12 protein-coding genes are annotated in these 16,786 nt (G+C 69.3%); 4 read left to right on the top strand and 8 right to left on the bottom strand.

Annotation, left to right across the window (positions count from 1 at the left end; genetic code table 11):
* The first annotated feature begins 92 nt into the window (after positions 1-92).
* Positions 93-770 carry a maleylpyruvate isomerase N-terminal domain-containing protein gene (locus tag IW248_RS25440; protein ID WP_196928970.1) on the top strand — a complete coding sequence of 226 codons (678 nt, stop codon included), beginning with the start codon at positions 93-95 and terminating at the stop codon, positions 768-770.
* A gap of 3 nt (positions 771-773) precedes the next feature.
* Here the strand turns inward: IW248_RS25440 and IW248_RS25435 are convergent, their stop codons facing one another.
* The 4 genes from IW248_RS25435 to IW248_RS25420 form a co-directional block, all read right to left on the bottom strand.
* Complete coding sequence (locus IW248_RS25435; protein ID WP_196928969.1) at positions 774-1,418, bottom strand: response regulator; 645 nt, start codon at positions 1,416-1,418, stop codon at positions 774-776.
* A 47-nt stretch (positions 1,419-1,465) separates the two neighbouring features.
* Positions 1,466-2,806: a sensor histidine kinase gene (locus tag IW248_RS33775; protein ID WP_196928968.1), complete on the bottom strand. Its 1,341-nt coding sequence runs from the start codon at positions 2,804-2,806 to the stop codon at positions 1,466-1,468.
* Between the two features lie 57 nt (positions 2,807-2,863).
* The gene (locus IW248_RS25425) at positions 2,864-4,936 is read right to left on the bottom strand and encodes a serine hydrolase domain-containing protein (RefSeq protein WP_196928967.1); all 2,073 of its coding nucleotides are present in this window, start codon (positions 4,934-4,936) and stop codon (positions 2,864-2,866) included.
* Positions 4,937-5,145: 209 nt separating this feature from the next.
* Complete coding sequence (locus IW248_RS25420) at positions 5,146-9,228, bottom strand: replicative DNA helicase (protein WP_231397770.1); 4,083 nt, start codon at positions 9,226-9,228, stop codon at positions 5,146-5,148.
* A 413-nt stretch (positions 9,229-9,641) separates the two neighbouring features.
* Between IW248_RS25420 and IW248_RS25415 the strand changes: the two genes are divergently transcribed.
* Positions 9,642-11,204, top strand: a complete 1,563-nt coding sequence (locus IW248_RS25415) for a hypothetical protein (protein WP_196928965.1) — start codon at positions 9,642-9,644, stop codon at positions 11,202-11,204.
* Between the two features lie 153 nt (positions 11,205-11,357).
* On the opposite strand, the gene rplI is transcribed toward IW248_RS25415, so the two are convergent.
* From rplI to rpsF, 4 genes are all read right to left on the bottom strand, one after another.
* Positions 11,358-11,804: a 50S ribosomal protein L9 gene (rplI, locus tag IW248_RS25410; protein WP_030487689.1), complete on the bottom strand. Its 447-nt coding sequence runs from the start codon at positions 11,802-11,804 to the stop codon at positions 11,358-11,360.
* 14 nt (positions 11,805-11,818) lie between these two features.
* Positions 11,819-12,100, bottom strand: a complete 282-nt coding sequence (rpsR, locus tag IW248_RS25405; RefSeq protein ID WP_051723758.1) for a 30S ribosomal protein S18 — start codon at positions 12,098-12,100, stop codon at positions 11,819-11,821.
* Entirely contained in the window at positions 12,100-12,642 is a 543-nt protein-coding gene (locus tag IW248_RS25400; RefSeq protein WP_196928964.1) for a single-stranded DNA-binding protein, read from the bottom strand. The genes rpsR and IW248_RS25400 overlap by 1 nt, the downstream gene beginning before the upstream one ends.
* Positions 12,643-12,722: 80 nt before the next feature.
* Positions 12,723-13,013 (bottom strand): 30S ribosomal protein S6, encoded by a 291-nt coding sequence (gene rpsF / locus IW248_RS25395; protein ID WP_036391391.1) that lies wholly within the window; start codon positions 13,011-13,013, stop codon positions 12,723-12,725.
* A 627-nt stretch (positions 13,014-13,640) separates the two neighbouring features.
* Between rpsF and IW248_RS25390 the strand changes: the two genes are divergently transcribed.
* A complete protein-coding gene (locus IW248_RS25390; protein WP_196928963.1) occupies positions 13,641-14,432 on the top strand; it encodes a deoxyribonuclease IV in 792 nt (263 codons plus the stop codon).
* Complete coding sequence (locus IW248_RS25385; protein WP_231396434.1) at positions 14,429-16,780, top strand: hypothetical protein; 2,352 nt, start codon at positions 14,429-14,431, stop codon at positions 16,778-16,780. The genes IW248_RS25390 and IW248_RS25385 overlap by 4 nt, the downstream gene beginning before the upstream one ends.
* Positions 16,781-16,786: the final 6 nt, after the last annotated feature.

Below are 16,786 nucleotides of genomic sequence, written 5' to 3'. Positions count from 1 at the left end.
CCTCCCGCCCGGGTCGATCACGCGTCGGCCCGGGCACACACCCGGGCCATTGATCGTTGGCGGGCGCGAGGCTTCATGCGAGGCTGAATCGCATGACAGCGATCCGATCGGACGAGGCGCTGGCCCAGGCGTACGACGGGATCACTGCGGTGGTCGCCCGTCTGGACGACGCCGGCCTACAACGAGCCACCCGGTGCCAGGGCTGGCTCATCGCCGACCTGCTCCTGCACGTGCTCGGCGACGCCCAGCGGGCACTCGTCACCCTGGCCAGCCCCGTCGACGGCCCCGCCGACGTCGACGACGTGAGCTACTGGCGTGACTTTCCCGGCAACGACGACGCGGCCGCCCGGCACGCCTGGTGGGTCCGCCGATCAGCTGCCGCCTTCGACCGCCCGACCGGGATCGTCGAGCTCTGGCGGGACACCGCCCCGGCAGCGGTCCGCGCCGCCGCGTCAGCCGACCCCGAGGGGTACGTGACCACGCAGGGACACGTGCTGCGCGTACCGGATTTCCTCGCCACCCTGACCACCGAGGCCGCCGTCCACCACCTGGACCTGACGCTGGAACTGCCCGACGCGCCGCCGCCCGGCCCACTTGCGGTACGCGTCGCGGTAGCGACCGTGGACGGCCTGCTCAGCGACGACACCGTTCGGCCCACCGCGTGGGACGACCACGACTTCCTGCTGAAGGCCACCGGGCGCGTCCCGCTGACCGACCGGGACCGACTGGAACTTGGTGAGTCGGCGGGCTGGTTCCCACTGCTCGGCTGACAGTCAGCTCGGGGCCAACCCGTTCTGGTACGCCCACACCACGGTCTGCACCCGGTCCCGTACGCCGATCTTGGTCATAGCCCGCCCGAGGTGTGACTTGACCGTGCTGGTCTCGATGAAGAGTTCGTCGGCGATCTCGTTGTTGGACAAACCCTTGGCGAGCAACCGTACGATCTCGGCTTCGCGCGGGGTGAGCTGGCGCGCCGCTGCGGACTCAGTCGGTGCCGCCGGTCGCCGCCTGGCGAACTCCGAGATCACCCGGCGGGTCACGACCTGGTCGACGAGACCGTAGCCGTTGGCCAACCGACGGATCGCATCGATCAGGTCCTCGGGCTCGCAGTCTTTCAAGATGAAGCCACTGGCTCCGGATTCGAGTGCGCCGAAGACGTACTCGTCGAGGTCGAACGTGGTCACCACCAGGATGGCCGGCGGCGACTCAGGCGCGTCGGCGAGGATCTCGCGGGTCGCGGTGAGTCCGTCACCGCCGGGCATCCGGACATCCATGCAGATGACGTCGGGACGCAGCCGGGCGGCCACCGCCACCGCAGACGATCCGCTGGACGCCTCCGCCACCACCTCGATGTCGTCCGCCTGCTCCAGGAGCACCCGGAAGCCGGCCCGCACCACCGCCTGGTCGTCGACCAGCATCACTCGAATCGTCCCAGCATCAGCCTCAGCCGCAGTCCCAGAACCGGTCACGACGAATCACTTCCCTTTGATGTCAGCGTCACTGTGACAGACCAGCCGGCTTCGGTCGTCGGCCCAGCCGCGAATCGTGCGCCGATCAACTGCGCTCGTTCCCGCATGCCGATCAGCCCGACCCCGCTGCTGGTGCGCACCGCCGGCTCGGGACGCCGCGCTGGCGGATCATTCACCACCGCCAGCGACACCTCGCGCGGTAGGTAGCTCAGCGTGATCAGCACCCGCGCGCCCGGCGCGTGCTGCCGCGCGTTGGACAGCGACTCCTGCACCATCCGGTAGAGAGCGACGTCGGCGATCGGCGGGACCGGACGTGGCGACCCAACGCCCACGAACTCGACCGGCGTGCCCAGGTCCCGAGCGGTCCGGACCAGGTCATCGAGCACGGCCAGCCCCGGCACCGGAACGCTCCCCTCACCATCGTGGCCGGGTGTGTCGCCGCTTCCGCTGCCGTCGGCCGGGGTGCCGCGCAGCACCCCGACCACCAGCCGCAGGTTGTTCAGGGTCTCCTTGCCCTGGGACCGGATCCAGGCCACGCCGGCCTTCGCCGCCTCCGGGTCCCGGTCAACCAGCCGGTGGACCGCCGCCGCCTGCACCACCATTCCGGACAGGTGGTGGGCGGCGACGTCGTGCAGTTCCCGAGCCATCTGGCTGCGTTCCGCGTCGATCGCGGCCCGCACCTTCGTCTGCTGGGCCCGGACCGCATCGGCGGCCTGCAGGCGTAACAGCTGCGTGTAGCGTCGACGGGTCGCCACGTAGTTACCGACGACGACCGCGCCGAGATTGGACAGTGCGCTCGACCCGGCAGGGCCGACAGCCGACAGCAGAAGGTCCGGATTCATCACGGCGGCGGTGCCGAACGCCGCTGCCGCCTCGACCACCACCGCCGCGCCGACCAGCACGAACGCCGTCCGGGCCGGCAGCAGAACCCCGATGGTGTACGCGACGACGAAGGGCGCGAGTACCCGGATCGTCGCGTCTGGTGGGGACAAGGCAATCATGGCGACCTGAAGGCCGACGACGCCGGCGAGGCAGAGCAGCGGGCGGACCCGGCGCAGGCAGAGCAGCAGTGCCTGCCCGACCCCGAGTGCGACGAGCAGCCAGGCCCGCACCGGGTCGACCACGACTTCGCCCGGTGGCGTCACGACAAAGAACAGAGCCGCCATCAACGTGAACGTCACCCCGGCGACGCAGGCCGCGAGCAGACAGTCCCGGGCGAACGGCCCGGTCGCCCCGAGGTTGGCGAGCAGTACGTCCAACCGCTTCGTGAGCCGGGGCGGGCCCGCCGGATCGGTCGGCTCGGCGGTGAGCGGGCCGCCCCCGATGTGATCGTTCACCGTGTCAGCATCCTCTGCTCATAGATCGAGACGGATCGGGAGGGGAGGACGGGACGGTCAGTAGGAGATATTCGGCGAGAGCAGCATGAACTCGACGGCGAACCATCCCGTACCGACGAGGGCCAGCAGGACCAGGGCGCTGCCGGCGGTCCGCGACCAGCCGACCCGCCGGCGGACGTCGTCCACCAGCCGGACCGCTGCGGGGACCACCCCGAGCAGGCCGATCAGCTGGGCCATCTGCACGGTGCGCAACGAGGCGGTGGAGAGATCCTCCAGGCCGATGATGAGCACGAAGCTGCCCACCCAGCCGCCGACCGCGAGCAGGGCGCAGCCGACGCCGACGCGGCTGAGGATGCGCGCGGTGCGTCCAGCCCGATCACGCGGTGCCCGCCGCCGCAGCCGGCGACCGATCGCACCGATCGGCCAGGCCAGGACGGTGAGCAGGAGGATGACCACAGAGCCGACGATCACCGGGATGGCCAGGTAGGTGCTGCGTGCGGCCGCTACCGGCACCAGGGCGAACGCGGAGTCGAAATTAATCACTTCGACCCGGCCGTCTACCGCTCGCATCGCGATCGTTTCCTGCCCGCCCACCTCACGCCAGACCCAGGGCTCGATCTCCTCGTAGACGGCGGCGGAATCGGCCATCGGACGCGGTTCGAGCAGCAGCCGGCCGTCATCGCGGACGCTCACCGTGGTACGCCCGGACAGGCCGATCAGGGTCAGGAAATTGCTCTTGATCATGCGGGAGCTTTCGTAGGTGCCGGCGGCCATCGCGGCCCGCTCGGCCGTGCCCGAGGCGTCGGTGGTCGGGGCGGCCAGCTCGGTCGCCGGCACGTTGTTCGCCGCCGCGCCGGGCACCGCCGGGAAGTAACGGTCGGCGAAGGCTTTCGTCAGCTTCTGTCGAAGCTGGTGGTTGGCCAGGCCCGACGTGCCGGTGCTGTTGAGCGAGATGAACAGGCCGGCGCCCTCGTCCGGGTAGATCTGCAGGTGGCTGTGGAAAAAGGGGGTGTCGCCGCCGTGGCCGAGGATCTGACGGCCGTTGCGGCTCTCGTCGAAGAATCCGAGGGTCATCCGGGGTGCACCCGCGAGGGTGCCGAGCGTGGTGGCGTCAAGCGCCGGCTGGTGCATCAGGTCAAGCGTCGGCTCGTCCAGAATCGGGGTGCCGCCGACCGGTTCGCCCAGGTGGGCGAGCATGAACCGGGCCATGTCCGGGGCCGAGGCGCTCATCGAGCCGGCGGGCGGGGTGCCGATGATCTCGAAGTACCCGGGTGGGGACGACGCGTTGTCGTACCCGTTCGACACGCGGCCCGCCAGGTCCGCGGGCAGCGGCTGCTCGAAGGAGGACGACGTCATGCCGAGGCGGTCGAAGACGTTACGGTCGACGTACTCCTCGAAGGGGATGCCGCTGACCCGTTCGACGATGTACCCGGCGAGTGAGTTGCCGTAGTTGGAGTAGGCCGGCACTGTGCCCGGCCGGTAGATCTGCTCCGGCGGGTCGGTGACCAGAGCGTCGCGTAGGTCGGCCCGGGTGCCTTCCTTGCCGATGAGGCCGGCGATCCGCTCCTCGAACCCGGCGGTGTGGGTCAGCAGGTGGCGCAGGGTGATCGGCTCGTCGAAGTTGCGGGGGATGGTGAAGTCGAGGTAGGCGGCGATGTCGGCGTCGAGGTCGACCCTGCCGTCCTGGACGAGTTGCATCGCGCCGGTGGCGGTGGCGAGCTTCGACACCGATCCGATCCGGAACAGGTGCCGCTCGGGGTCGACCGGCACCGGCTCGGTGCCCTCGCTGCCGGTGTCGACGTGGCCGTACCCCCGGGTGGTGACGGTCCCACCGTCGTTGACGACGGCGACCGTTGCCCCGGCGATGTCATTGGCTTCCAACGCGGCTGGGAGCATCTCGTCGAGCCAGGCGTTCACGTCGCCGGCGTTCAGCACATGCGGTTCGACGGCTGCTGCCGGGGCGTCGCTCGTCGGGGCCGGCTCCTGCGCGGCACCGGCACCGCAGCCGACGACGCCCGCCCCGACGACGACCGCGGTTGCCAGAGCGGCACCGAGACGCCGCAGGCGGAATGCCGGCCGGGACGGGTATGACCGGGAAGGAGTCTGCTCTGGTGCATCGTTCTGGTTCATGCCCGAGAGCCTGCTGCAGCGGCGCAGCCACGCCATCTGGCGCAGGACCACATTCGACTTACGACTTAAGTAGGAGGCTCAGCCGACCAGCTGACGTGTCGAGGTGTAAGAAGTCGATGGCCAACCGGCCAAGATGGACGGTTCGGATCTCGGCCACGGGCGCTGACGTGCGACTCTGTCCGCTACAGGCGCCCCTGGCAGACGAAACCTCACCCGATGGCCATGTCCACAAATCTCGACAGGTGCAGCTGGGCCGCGACGGTCACGGTGTCGGTGGGTCCATTTCGATGCTTGGCAACAATGAAATCCGCCTCCCCGGCCCGCGGCGACTCCTTGTCGTAGTAGTCGTCACGGTGCAAGAGGATGACAACGTCAGCATCCTGCTCGATCGAGTTGTGGGTAGCGATGCCATTGGCGATGAAGTTGTGCTTCCCGAGCACAGTCGCGTCGAACACTTCTTGTTCACCGAGCGACTCGATGGACACTATCGAGTCCCAGAAGATGTCGTTGGTCGCGTGCAGGTCGAGGTCGGCCGCATCGAGGACGGTAGCGATCGCCGCCAGCCGGGAACGGCTGGGCGCGCGCTTCCAGAGGGCGCTGCCACAGAACTGGGTGCCGATGGCAGCCGAGAACTCACGGTGGGTCATCCCCTGCTCGACCAAGATTTCCTTCACCCTGGTCCACACCTCGCGCGGCACGGTGTCAACGTTGGTGTTGCTCTCCGTCGACTCCAGAGCAGCAAGCAGAGCAGCGCAGCCCTCCGAGCGCTGCCCGTAGACGCCAATCTCGCGCAGGAACCTCAACTGGTCGTCCCGACCGGAGATGTCGAGCGTGTACTGAGGGCGATGTCCCACGACTGGTACGGCCCGCAGTCGGGCTGTAATGCCGTACCTCAAAAGCAGTCGAGAGATGTCCTCGAGCATTCGTCGGCTCGTGGACGCGAAATAGACACGCCCTCCGCGGCCTGTGCCGTTGACGGTCACCGAACCGTCCGTGGCCCATAGGTGCCGCAAGAAGCTGGTGATCTGTTCCTTGGGCAGGCTGAAAAGGGCAGAAGGGAGGAACTTCTCGTGTGACCTCAGACCGAAGAGGCCCAACTCGTCCAACCAAGACGCGATCGGGTTACGGCGACCGCGAGCCAGACGATAGGGCGCTGGCAGGCGGAGAGTTGTCACCCTCGCAGCCGCGTAGTCGTCGCGGACGGCGGAAATCCCGAAGTGCTTCGCTGCCTCCGTCACGGCCTGCAGGTTCAGCTCATCACAACTCGCGTACCGGATGGGTTGGTGCCGCACGAAGGACCCGTCGCCCAACAGGTGCGCCAACATGACCACCTCGGCGTCGACCCACGGGCGGGTGACCATTGGAGGCGGTAGGTGTCGCGGCGTAGCGATGCGGTCTCCGGGCGACAGCTCACCGAGTGGCAACCAGCCGGTGAACGCGAGGAAGGGGTGATTCGCTGTGGCATCGATCTGCTTGCCCGATGCGAGGGTTAGCCGGAACACCTCGCGGCTGCCGCTCGGGAAAACGTGGGTCATGGTGCGAGGCGTGTACCGAAGGCTCTCGTCCAACGCCCAGACCGGGATATCTTTGGCGTCGTTTGACAACAACTCACCGAGCGTGATCTCAGTGTTGTCATCTGCTCGGACCACTCGGGTCTCCGCCGTCAGGCAGCCCGATTCCCGCAGGTCGGACAGCTGGGGTCGCTTGTCGGTGCGCTGCTCGGGGCCACGGTTCAGCTGACTGACCGCGATCACCGGGCACTCGACCTCCTTGGCCAACAGCTTGAGGCCACGGGACAGGTCGGCAACCTCCTGCTGGCGACTCTCGGTGCGCTTCGGTGAGGTCATCAGCTGGAGATAGTCGACCACGATCATCTTGAGGTCGTGCCGCTGCTTGAGCCGCCGGGCCTTGGCCCTGATCTCCATCAGGTTCATGCTCGGCGTGTCGTCGACGAAGAGCGGCGCCTCGCTGATCTCACCCATGCACCGGGCCAGCTTGGTCCAGTCGTCGTCGGAGAGCTGACCGCTGCGCAGCACGTGCAACGGCACCCGCGCCTCGGCGGAGAGCAGCCGCATGACGATCTCGACCTTGCTCATTTCCAGCGAGAAGATCGCGGCAGCCTGATTGGCGCGAATGGCAGCATTTCGGGCAAAATCCATGCTAGCGGTGCTGTTGTGGGTAGGAATCATCGCCCGGCTGGCCAGGTACAGGTGTTCGTCGTTATCGACGGTCACGCACCGCACCGGAACGCTGGGGACCGGCCGAACGTCGACGATGAACCGCGAGGTCGTCCGAACGTCGGAGGTGGTGCGGCGGCGTTCGGCGTGGGCATCCTGCTTGCGCCCGAGCCGGAAGATGACATCCGGGGTGGAGAAGTTCAGCGTGTACGCGATCGACGAGTCACGGGTGCGGCCGCGCACCGGCTTCGCGTTGACGGTGCAGCGGTAGCCGAGGCTAACGATGAGTTCGCGGACGTCATCGGCCAGCCGCTTCGAGGTCGACGTGTACTGCAGGTTGCCGGCGGGGGCGACGGTGCCGTCGGTGTCCATCAGCCCGGCGAGCAACGCCCTGCGCTGAGCCTCCGAGGCGCGCAGGTAGGCGCCCGGGATGTGCTTGTTTCCCGCTACTCCGACCTGACGCAACAGCCCGAGGAAGGAACCGTTCCGGTGACGGCAGTCGACACACTTCCTGGTGGCTGGATTCTCACGCAGCGCCCTGGTGGAAACGCCACAGTCCACGCAGACACCGTTCCCCGGGGCAGCGGACGTGGGCGGCAGCAAAATGGTGTAGACCATGGGCCCGCTGGGCCGCACGACGAAGCCGTCCGCCTCGACGTGCGTGACCATCTCCGGATCTGCCGTGGTGAAGCGGCTGGCGTCGCTGTGCCCGTCACCGAGCCACGTCCCCAAGGTGTAGGGAGGAATCAGCAGCTCACGGTCCGGCAGTTGAAGGGGAGCGCTGTTTCGTACGGCATGGTTGAGCCGCCGCTGGGCGGTGTCAGTACGCAGCGTGGCTGCGATCTGGGCGGTGGTGACGACGCCGTCATGGTCGGCCCGGCTGCCGGCATTGACCTCCCGCTCGGCTCGCTCAAGGAGCGCGCCCAGAAGCGGACCAGCCGGATAGCCGGGCGCAGTCCAGTTCTGCGGCTTGCCGTTGCGGACGATGGGACGGCTGATCCGGCCAACCGACCCGACCTCACGGGCGACGGTGTGCAGGACATGCCGGAACTCCGGCCCTACCTGCTCGATTGTGTCGAAGAGTGTGATCGGCTGGTTCCGCACGGAGCTCAGCCGCTCATGTGCCGCACGTACGTTTGCCAGCGAAGATTCGGGCCAGTGCCGCCTCTGCCGCGCCGGTTCCTGCCGCCGGATCGCCCGCGTGGTCGTCTTCCACAGGTGCTCCGCGTCTGCCACGATGACGGTGCCGTCGGAGAACTCGACCTCGTAACAGGGACGATCGCGCATCACGTCGAAGGCATGTGTGACAGTGGTCGGTGAGCCGTCCGCAGCCAGTAGCTGATCGCCCGCCTTGACCTCGCCCATCGTGGTCCAGCCGTTCGGGGTCGGCAGTGGGGTGTCGAGCGCGAGCGCCTTACCCAGACCCGGCCTTCCGGCCACGATGATCAATTGTCCGGCGTGCAGGCCGTTGAGCAGTCGGTCCAGGTCGCTGAAGCCGGTCGGCACGCCGGTCATCATGCCGCCGGTCGCGCCCACCGCTTCGATCTCGTCAAGCGTCGGCTGCAACATGTCGGCCAGGACGGCGAAGTCCTCGCTGACCCGGCGTTCGGTGACGTCGTAGACGGCCTGCTGGGCGAGGTCGACGACGTCGTCCACGTCGCGGCTGCCGCCGCTGGCGGTGCCGTAGCCCAGCTGCACGATCTTGGTGCCGGCCTCGACCAGCCGGCGTAGCACCGCCCGCTCGCTGACGATGCGGGCGTAGTACGCCGCGTTCGCGGCGGTGGGCACACTGGCGATCAGAGTGTGCAGGTACGGTGCGCCACCGATGCGTACCAGATCCCCGGAGTCGGCGAGCGCCGCCGCGACGGTGATCGAGTCGGCCGGCTCACCGCGGCCGTAGATGTCGAGGATGATGTCGAAGATGGTGGCGTGCACCGGCCGGTAGAAGTCGTTGGTCTTGAGGATCTCGACGACGTCGGCGATGGCGTCCTTGGACAGCAGCATGCCGCCGAGGACGCACTGCTCGGCGGCGACGTCCTGGGGCGGTGTCTTGTCGAACTGGCCATCCCGCTGCGAAGGTGGTTGGCCTCCGCCGGAGCGTGGCTCTGCCCGCATGTCGTCGGTGACCGACACGGGTCCCCCCTCCACTGCGCCGGATCCAGTCCCAGCTCTACCGCTGGGGTCTGACACTTCCGTCCGACCGGGCCGGTCGATCGGGGGCCATCGCCGGCGGTCGAGGGCCAACCATACGGACCCCGAGGTCAGAGACTCAACAACGCCGGTGGACGAGCCTCGGGACAACCTGTGGATCCCGGGGGGCAGCATGTGCGCAGCGTGTGCACAGCCTGTGGATAACCATTGGGGAATTCTCGGCCGTAAGCCGTTGACCTGCGAAGACATACTCCCCAGCCTGTGGAGGAGAATATTTCGGTCGGGCCTGTGACACGATCGTCCCGTACTATCTCCAGCGAACGGCTACACCTGGACAGCGGATTCCGCTTTCGGTTCAGAAGGGTCACACTCCGGCCGTGAATTACCGGGACTGGGGACGCGGCGATGGCAGCCCGCGCGAGCGCCAGCCAACCGCCTCGTGGGGTGAGCGCGCGGCGCCTGTTCCGGTTGATCCCTACGACGAGGACGGGCGCTACCGCACCTCCAGCCGACGGCGTGCGTTGGACCGCGGCCAGGACGAGCCTGTCGACGCCTACCTGCCCCGGTGGGCGTTGGAGTCAGGGGTCCGGCACGCGGACGGCGGCGGTCGCCACGCCGCACCGGACGAGGACGAGGACGAGCCCGCGCGGCCGACGTCCGGCGCGGGCCGGCGGTCCGCCGAGTCGTCGAGTGGTCGGCGTCGGGGCAGCGAGACGCGTCGCCGAGAGCAGGCAGCGATCGGCCCGGCACCCGACTCGGACCACACCCGAGAGTGGACGCTCGACCGGCCACAGGATCAGGGGTACGCCGGCCGCCGACGGGCCGACGCCGGGGAGGACGAGCCGGTCTCTGGCGCTGTCTCGGACCGACGTCCCCGCCGCGCGCCCGTTGGCCGTCCGCAGGTGATCTGGTCGGGTGGAGAGTTGGAGTCCGCCCCGACCGAGCAGGTTCCGGACCAGGAGCCGAGCCGTCCCAGCCGGCGTAGCCGACGTGCGGCAGAGGAGTCCTGGTCCCGGCCGGCGGCCGACCCGTGGGCCCGCGGCTCCGACCGGGCGGCGGAGCCCGAACCGTCGTACCCGCCCGCGGTGGACCCGTGGGACGCCTCGGGCGTGCAGGCTTGGCCGCCTGTGACCGGTGCGGACGGCGGGGACCTGAGCGGGCAGTGGTCGGCGGTGGAGAGCGTTGGTGGCTGGGAGCGGTCGGACCGCACCGGCCAGTGGGAGCGGTCCGCTGTCGAGGATGACCAGTGGGACCGTACGGTTCCGCCGCGCTCCGATCGCGCGGTGCCGGCCGAGGGGTGGCCGAGTCGGGAAGACGGATTCTGGTCCGGCACTCGGCTGGCCGATGACGATCCGCGTTGGGCGGATCCTTCGACGTCGGCGCCACGGTCTCCGGTGGTGGGCTACACCGCTCCACGACCGCGCAGCGCGCCTGCGCCACGTGCGGGTGCGCAGCGTCCGGGTGCGGGCGCGCCCTCGCGGCGTCGGGCAGACCGGCCGGCGGTAGGAACGGCGTCGGTACGTCGGCGGGTCGAGTCGGCGGCCACGGGTGCCTGGGCGCGGCGTCTGGAGGACGACCTGCTGGACCCGGATCCGGGTGGGTCGGTCCGGCCGTTGCTGTACACGGCGGCCTGTTACCTGGTGCCGGCGATGCTGATCTTCGTCTGGCTGTTGACGTTGGACAGCCAGGCGCCGGCTGGTTGTGTGACCGACATCAGCGGGGGCGGGTGCGACTCGGCGCGGTCCCGCGCGTTGGAGTCACTCCTGGCCGGTTCGCCGCGCTTCGGATTGGCGCTGGTGAGCAGTCTGGTGGTGGCGGCGCTGCTGCGGCGGGTCGGTACGACGTGGCGCTCGGCGACCATCGCGGTTGCCGCCGCGGTGGTGGGCGGCGGCCTCTCCACGGTGCTGATCAGCGCGGTGACGGGCCAGCCCATCGGCTGACCCGGTCGACGGGTCAGGGCCAGACCGGGCGGGGTCAGGGCCGCGCCGGGCGAGGGTGGCTCGGGCCGCGCCGGCGGTGCCGGGTCCGACGACGTACGCACGAGGGCCCGCACCGATCGCTCGGTGCGGGCCCTCGTGGTGGTGTTGCGGACGTCAGCCCTGAACGACGTTCAGGTTGAACGACGCGGTCACCTCAGGGTGCAGCTTGATCTTCACCGGGTAGGCGCCGATCGACTTGATGTGACCGGGCACCTCCAGCCGACGCCGGTCGAGGACCGGGCCGCTGGCCGCCTTGACGGCGTCGACGATCTCGGCCGGGGTGACCGAGCCGAAGAGCCGACCGCCGTCGCCGGCGCGGACCTTCAGGTTGACCTTGAGACCCTCGAGCTGAGCCTTGACCTCGTTGGCGTGGTCGAGGTCGCGGATCTCGCGGGCCCCACGGGCCCGCTTGATGACCGTGACCTGCTTTTCCGCGCCCTTGGTCCAGACGATCGCGAAGCCCTGCGGCAGCAGGTAGTTACGGCCGTAGCCGTTCTTGACCTCGACGATGTCGCCTGGGGCACCGAGGCCGGACACTTCCTGAGTCAGGATGATCTTCATATCGGTGCCTCCTCTCAGCGGGTGGTGGCCGTGTACGGCAGGAGCGCCATCTCACGGGCGTTCTTGACCGCACGGGCGATCTGCCGCTGCTGCTGCGAGGTAACGCCGGTCACCCGACGAGCGCGGATCTTGCCGCGATCGGAGATGAACTTGCGCAGCAGCGCGGTGTCCTTGTAATCGATGTAGGCGATCCCGTCCTTGTCGAGCGGGTTCACCTTCTTCTTGGGCTTGCGCAGTGCCGCAGCCTTGGCCGTTGCACGTGCTCCTGGTTTGCGATCGCGAGCGCTAGGCGCCATTAGAACGGTGGCTCCTCGTCAAAATTGGCGCCCGAACCGGCACGCGCGGGAGAGGGAGAGGGAGCAGCCGAAGCCCAGGGGTCGTCGAAGTTGCCTCCGCCGCCACCCTGGTTGCCACCGCCACCGCCGCCACCGAAGCCGCCGCCACCGCCGCCGGAGCGGGACATCTTCTGCACCTTCGCCGTGGCGTAGCGCAGCGACGGGCCGATCTCGTCGACCTCAAGCTCGATGACAGTGCGCTTCTCACCCTCGCGGGTCTCGTACGACCGCTGACGAAGCCGGCCCGACACGATCACCCGGGCGCCACGCTGCAGCGACTCGGCGACGTGCTCGGCGGCCTGCCGCCACACGGTGCATGCGAGGAACAGCGGCTCGCCGTCCTTCCATTCGTTCGACGCCTTGTCCATGAAACGGGGCGTCGAAGCGACTCGGAACTTGGCGACCGCAGCCCCGGAGGGGGTGAACCGCAACTCGGGGTCATCGGTCAGATTGCCGATGACCGTGATGGTGGTGTCTCCTGCCATGACCATCTCCTCGCGCACTCAGCGTCTCGCCGTACAGGCTCCCAGAGCCGTACGACAGAGTCGCGGAGGCTGATCCGGACGAACCGGGGTTGGATGCTCTAGCGCATTTCCGGTCGGATGACCTTGGTGCGCAGCACGGACTCGTTGAGGCGCAGCTGACGGTCCAGCTCGGCCACCGCAGCAGGCGTGGCCTGCAGGTCGATGACGGCGTAGATACCCTCAGCCTTTTTGTTGATCTCGTACGCGAGGCGCCGACGGCCCCACACGTCGGTCTTCTCAACCGAGCCACCCGCGGTCCGAATCACGTTCAGGTACGTGTCGAGCGACGGTGCGACGGTGCGCTCCTCGAGGCTGGAGTCGAGGATGACCATTAGTTCGTAGTGACGCAAGACGTGCTCACCTCCTGTGGGCTAAGCGGCCACGGTCCTTCCGTGGCAGGAGGTCTTGTGTCGCTGCCCGCACGCGCCGAGGGGACCCGGCCGGACGCGGACAACCTGACCAGGATACCCGGTCCCAACGATCATGCCCGGGGTGGTCGGGTCCGCGCCCGGACGTGCCGACGGGGGCCCACCGTCCGACCGTCAATCGGCCGTGGTGGACCCCCGTCTATGAGGCCGCGGGGCGTCCGGTCCGCATTCCTTGGGTGGGACCTGGGGAGGAACGACCACACCGATGAGGTTGGACCGAAGACGCCCCGCGGAGCTTTATCGTGTTGTTATCTGACGATACAACAGCACTCGTACCTTGTCGGGGGGAAAAGCACAATTTTCCGAGATTCGTCTTCGCTCGGTAGCCGCTGTGCGAGGGGGTCGCCCCCGCTGCGCCGGGCCGCGCGGCGGGGGTGACCTCGCTGTCGGCCGCCGACCGCCGGTCGCCGTGTGCGACGCTCGCGCCGCTGGCGTCACCGGGTGCTGGTCGCCGGTTCTAACCCATCAACGATCGTCGGTCCCTCCGGTGACGCGACACCGCCCCGGCCGTCGCCCCGGCCGTCGGGGTCGCGACGTAGGCTCGCTCGCATGCGTATCGGAGCCCATGTCGACTCGACCGACCCGCTGGCGGAGGCGGCCGCCCGGTCCGCCGACACCGTGCAGTTCTTCCTCGCCGACCCCCAGGGTTGGAAGGCGCCCAAGCCTCGCGAAGATGCCGAGCGGCTGCGCGCTGCCGAGGTCGACCTCTACGTGCACGCGCCGTACGTCATCAACGTGGCCACTCTCAACAACCGCATCCGGATCCCGAGCCGGAAGCTGCTACTCGGGCACGCCAACGCGGCCGCCGCCATCGGCGCCAAGGGCCTGATCGTCCACGGCGGGCATGTCAACGCGGGCGACGACCTGGCCGTCGGCTTCGACAACTGGCGCAAGACCTTCGCGTACGCGGCGGACTCCGGCGGTTTCGGCGTACCGGTTCTGATCGAGAACACCGCCGGCGGCGACAACGCCTGCGCCCGGCGGCTGGACGCGCTCGCCCGACTCTGGGACGCCATCGGTGACCACGAGGTCGGCTTCTGCCTGGACACCTGCCACGCGTACGCGGGCGGCGAGAAGCTGCTCGGCCTGGTCGACCGGGTCAAGGCGATCACCGGGCGCATCGACCTGGTGCACGCCAACAACTCCAAGGGCGCGTTCAACTCCGGCCAGGACCGACACGACAACCTGGGCGGCGGGACGATCGACCCGGAGTTGGTGGTGGCGGTGATCCGGGCAGCCGGCGCGCCGGTGGTCGTCGAGACACCGGGCGGGGTCACCGGCCAGGCCGCCGACATCGACTTTCTGCGTGAGCAGCTCGGCGCGGAGAGCCCCGCGGCATGACGAGCGGACAGCCCGGGACCGGCAACGCCCGGCCCACCCCCACCGGCGCGGACGCCGAGAGCCGACCCGCCACCACGGCCGCGGCGGGCGCACCAACCCAGCCGGCTCGTACCTCCGACAAGTCCCCCGCCGAGACCACCGCGCCCCAATCGCCAGCGGGCGACGGTGGGGCGACCGGAGCCGCCCCGAACGGCGATCGCGAGGCCGACCTCGCGCCGGGAGGCCCCGCCAGGAACAACGCGGCCCGGCGCCTCGGCAAGAAGGGCACCGCGGCGAAGCAGGGCACCGCCGCGAAGCAGGCCGCCGCCGAGGGCGGCACCGCAAACAGCGACAGCGCACCCAAGGACAGCACCCCGGCCAAGGACAGCGACGCATCCAAGGACAGCGGCACGGTGGATAGCGCGGCCAAGGACGGCACCCCAGTGGGTGACGCGACCAAGGACGGCGAACCGGCCAAGGACGCGAAGGCGGGTGACGCCGACGGCAAGGACAAGGCCGACGGCAAGGACAAGGCCGAGGACGAGAACAAGGCCGACGGCGAGAACAAGGCCGACGGCGAGGCGAAGCCGGTCGGCCCGGAGCGTTGGGAGGCGTTCGCCTCCGCGCCGGAGCCACGGCCCTCCATCTTCACTCGGGCGGGCCGGGCCGTCGGCCGGTTCCTGATTCACGAGTGGACCCTGGCCACCCTCGGCGCGTTGGCACTGGCCGTGCTGATGACCTGGCCGACGCTGCGCTATCCGCGCTACACCCTCCCGCAGGACTACTGGGACCCGAGCCTGCAGTCCTGGCAGATGGCCTGGTCCGGGCACATCCTGCTGACCGACCCGGCGCGCCTGTGGCAGTCCAACACGTTCTTCCCCGAGCTGTGGAGCTTCGCGTTCTCCGACACGCTGCTCGGGTACGCCCCGGCCGGGATGCTCGGCAGCGGTCCCGAGGACGCCGTGCTGCGCTACAACATCATGTTCGTGCTGGCGCATGCGCTCGCCACGCTCGGGGCGTACGCGCTGGCCCGACAGCTCGGGGCCGGCCGCATCGGTGCCGCTGTCGCCGGCGTGGGCTACACCTACGCGCCGTGGCTGCTGGCTCAGGCCGGGCACCTGCACGTGCTTTCCAACGGGGGGATCCCGCTGGCGCTGGCGATGTTGGCGCGCGGGCACGGATGGTCCCTCCGACACGGCTACCGGCCGGAACGCCGGCACGACGGCTGGGTCTACGCCGGTTGGTTGGTGGCGGCCTGGCAGCTCAGCCTCGGTTTCGGCATCGGGCTGCCCTTCGCGTACTTCCTGGCCGGCGCGGTGCTGGTCGCCGCCGTCCTCTTCTTCGCGCGGCGGCTGCGCACCAGGCAGGCCGTTCCGTTCGGTCGCCGGTTGTTCGCCGCCGACGTGCTCGGCGGGGTGTTGTTCGCCGGTGTCGGTCTGCTGATGGCGTTCCCGTTCTTCAAGGTGACCGAGCTGCACCCGTACGCCGAGCGCACCATCGGCGACGTCAGCCTCTTCTCGCCGCCGGTGTCGGGCTTCGTGACGGCGCCCGCGGAGTCGCGGATCTGGGGTGGGCTGCACGAGGGGGCCCGGGCGGCGTTGCCGTGGCACCCGGAGATGACCCTGCTGCCGGGCTTCGTGCTCTACGCGCTCGCCGCAGGCGGGCTGCTCTTCTCGGTCTGGCGGCTGCGGCACCGACTGCTGCTGCTCGCGGGGGTGCTGGTGACGATGGCCTTCGCGATGGGGACCCGTTTCTTCGACGGCACCTTCACCTACGTGCCGCTCTTCGAGCATCTGCCGGGCTGGAGCGGGCTGCGTACCCCCGGGCGGTTGATGCTCTGGACCACGTTGTTGCTCGCCCTGCTCGCGGCGGGCGCGGTCACCGCGCTCACCGACCGGGTCCGCGAATTGACCGCGCAACGGATTCCGTCGTGGCCGGGGCCGTGGCTGCGGATGGCGACCCTGCTGCCGCTGCTGCTGGTCACCGTCGAGGGCCTGAACACCACCCCGCATCCGGTGGTGCCTACCCAACCGGCTGCGATGCGTTCGGCGGAGGGGCCGCTGTTGGTGCTGCCCAGCAGTCAGAGCCTTGACCAGCACGTGATGCTCTGGTCGACCAGCGGGTTCCCCGACGTGGTCAACGGCGGTAGCGGCTTCACGCCGCGCCAGCTCGACGATGTCCGTCGGGTGAGCCAGTCGTTCCCGGACCAGACGAGCGTCGACTACCTGCGCACGCTCGGCGTCCGCACGGTGGTGCTGCTGCGCGGCCAGGTCGCCGGCACGCCGTGGGAGATCAACATCGACGCGCCTGTCGAATCGCTCGGCATCAGCCGGCAGGAGGTCGCTGACGCCGTGGTGTACCGCCTGTGAAGCTTT

Origin of the sequence: Micromonospora ureilytica (assembly GCF_015751765.1) — a bacterium.
Classification (GTDB): domain Bacteria; phylum Actinomycetota; class Actinomycetes; order Mycobacteriales; family Micromonosporaceae; genus Micromonospora; species Micromonospora ureilytica.
This window is presented reverse-complemented; position numbering and strand designations above follow the sequence as displayed.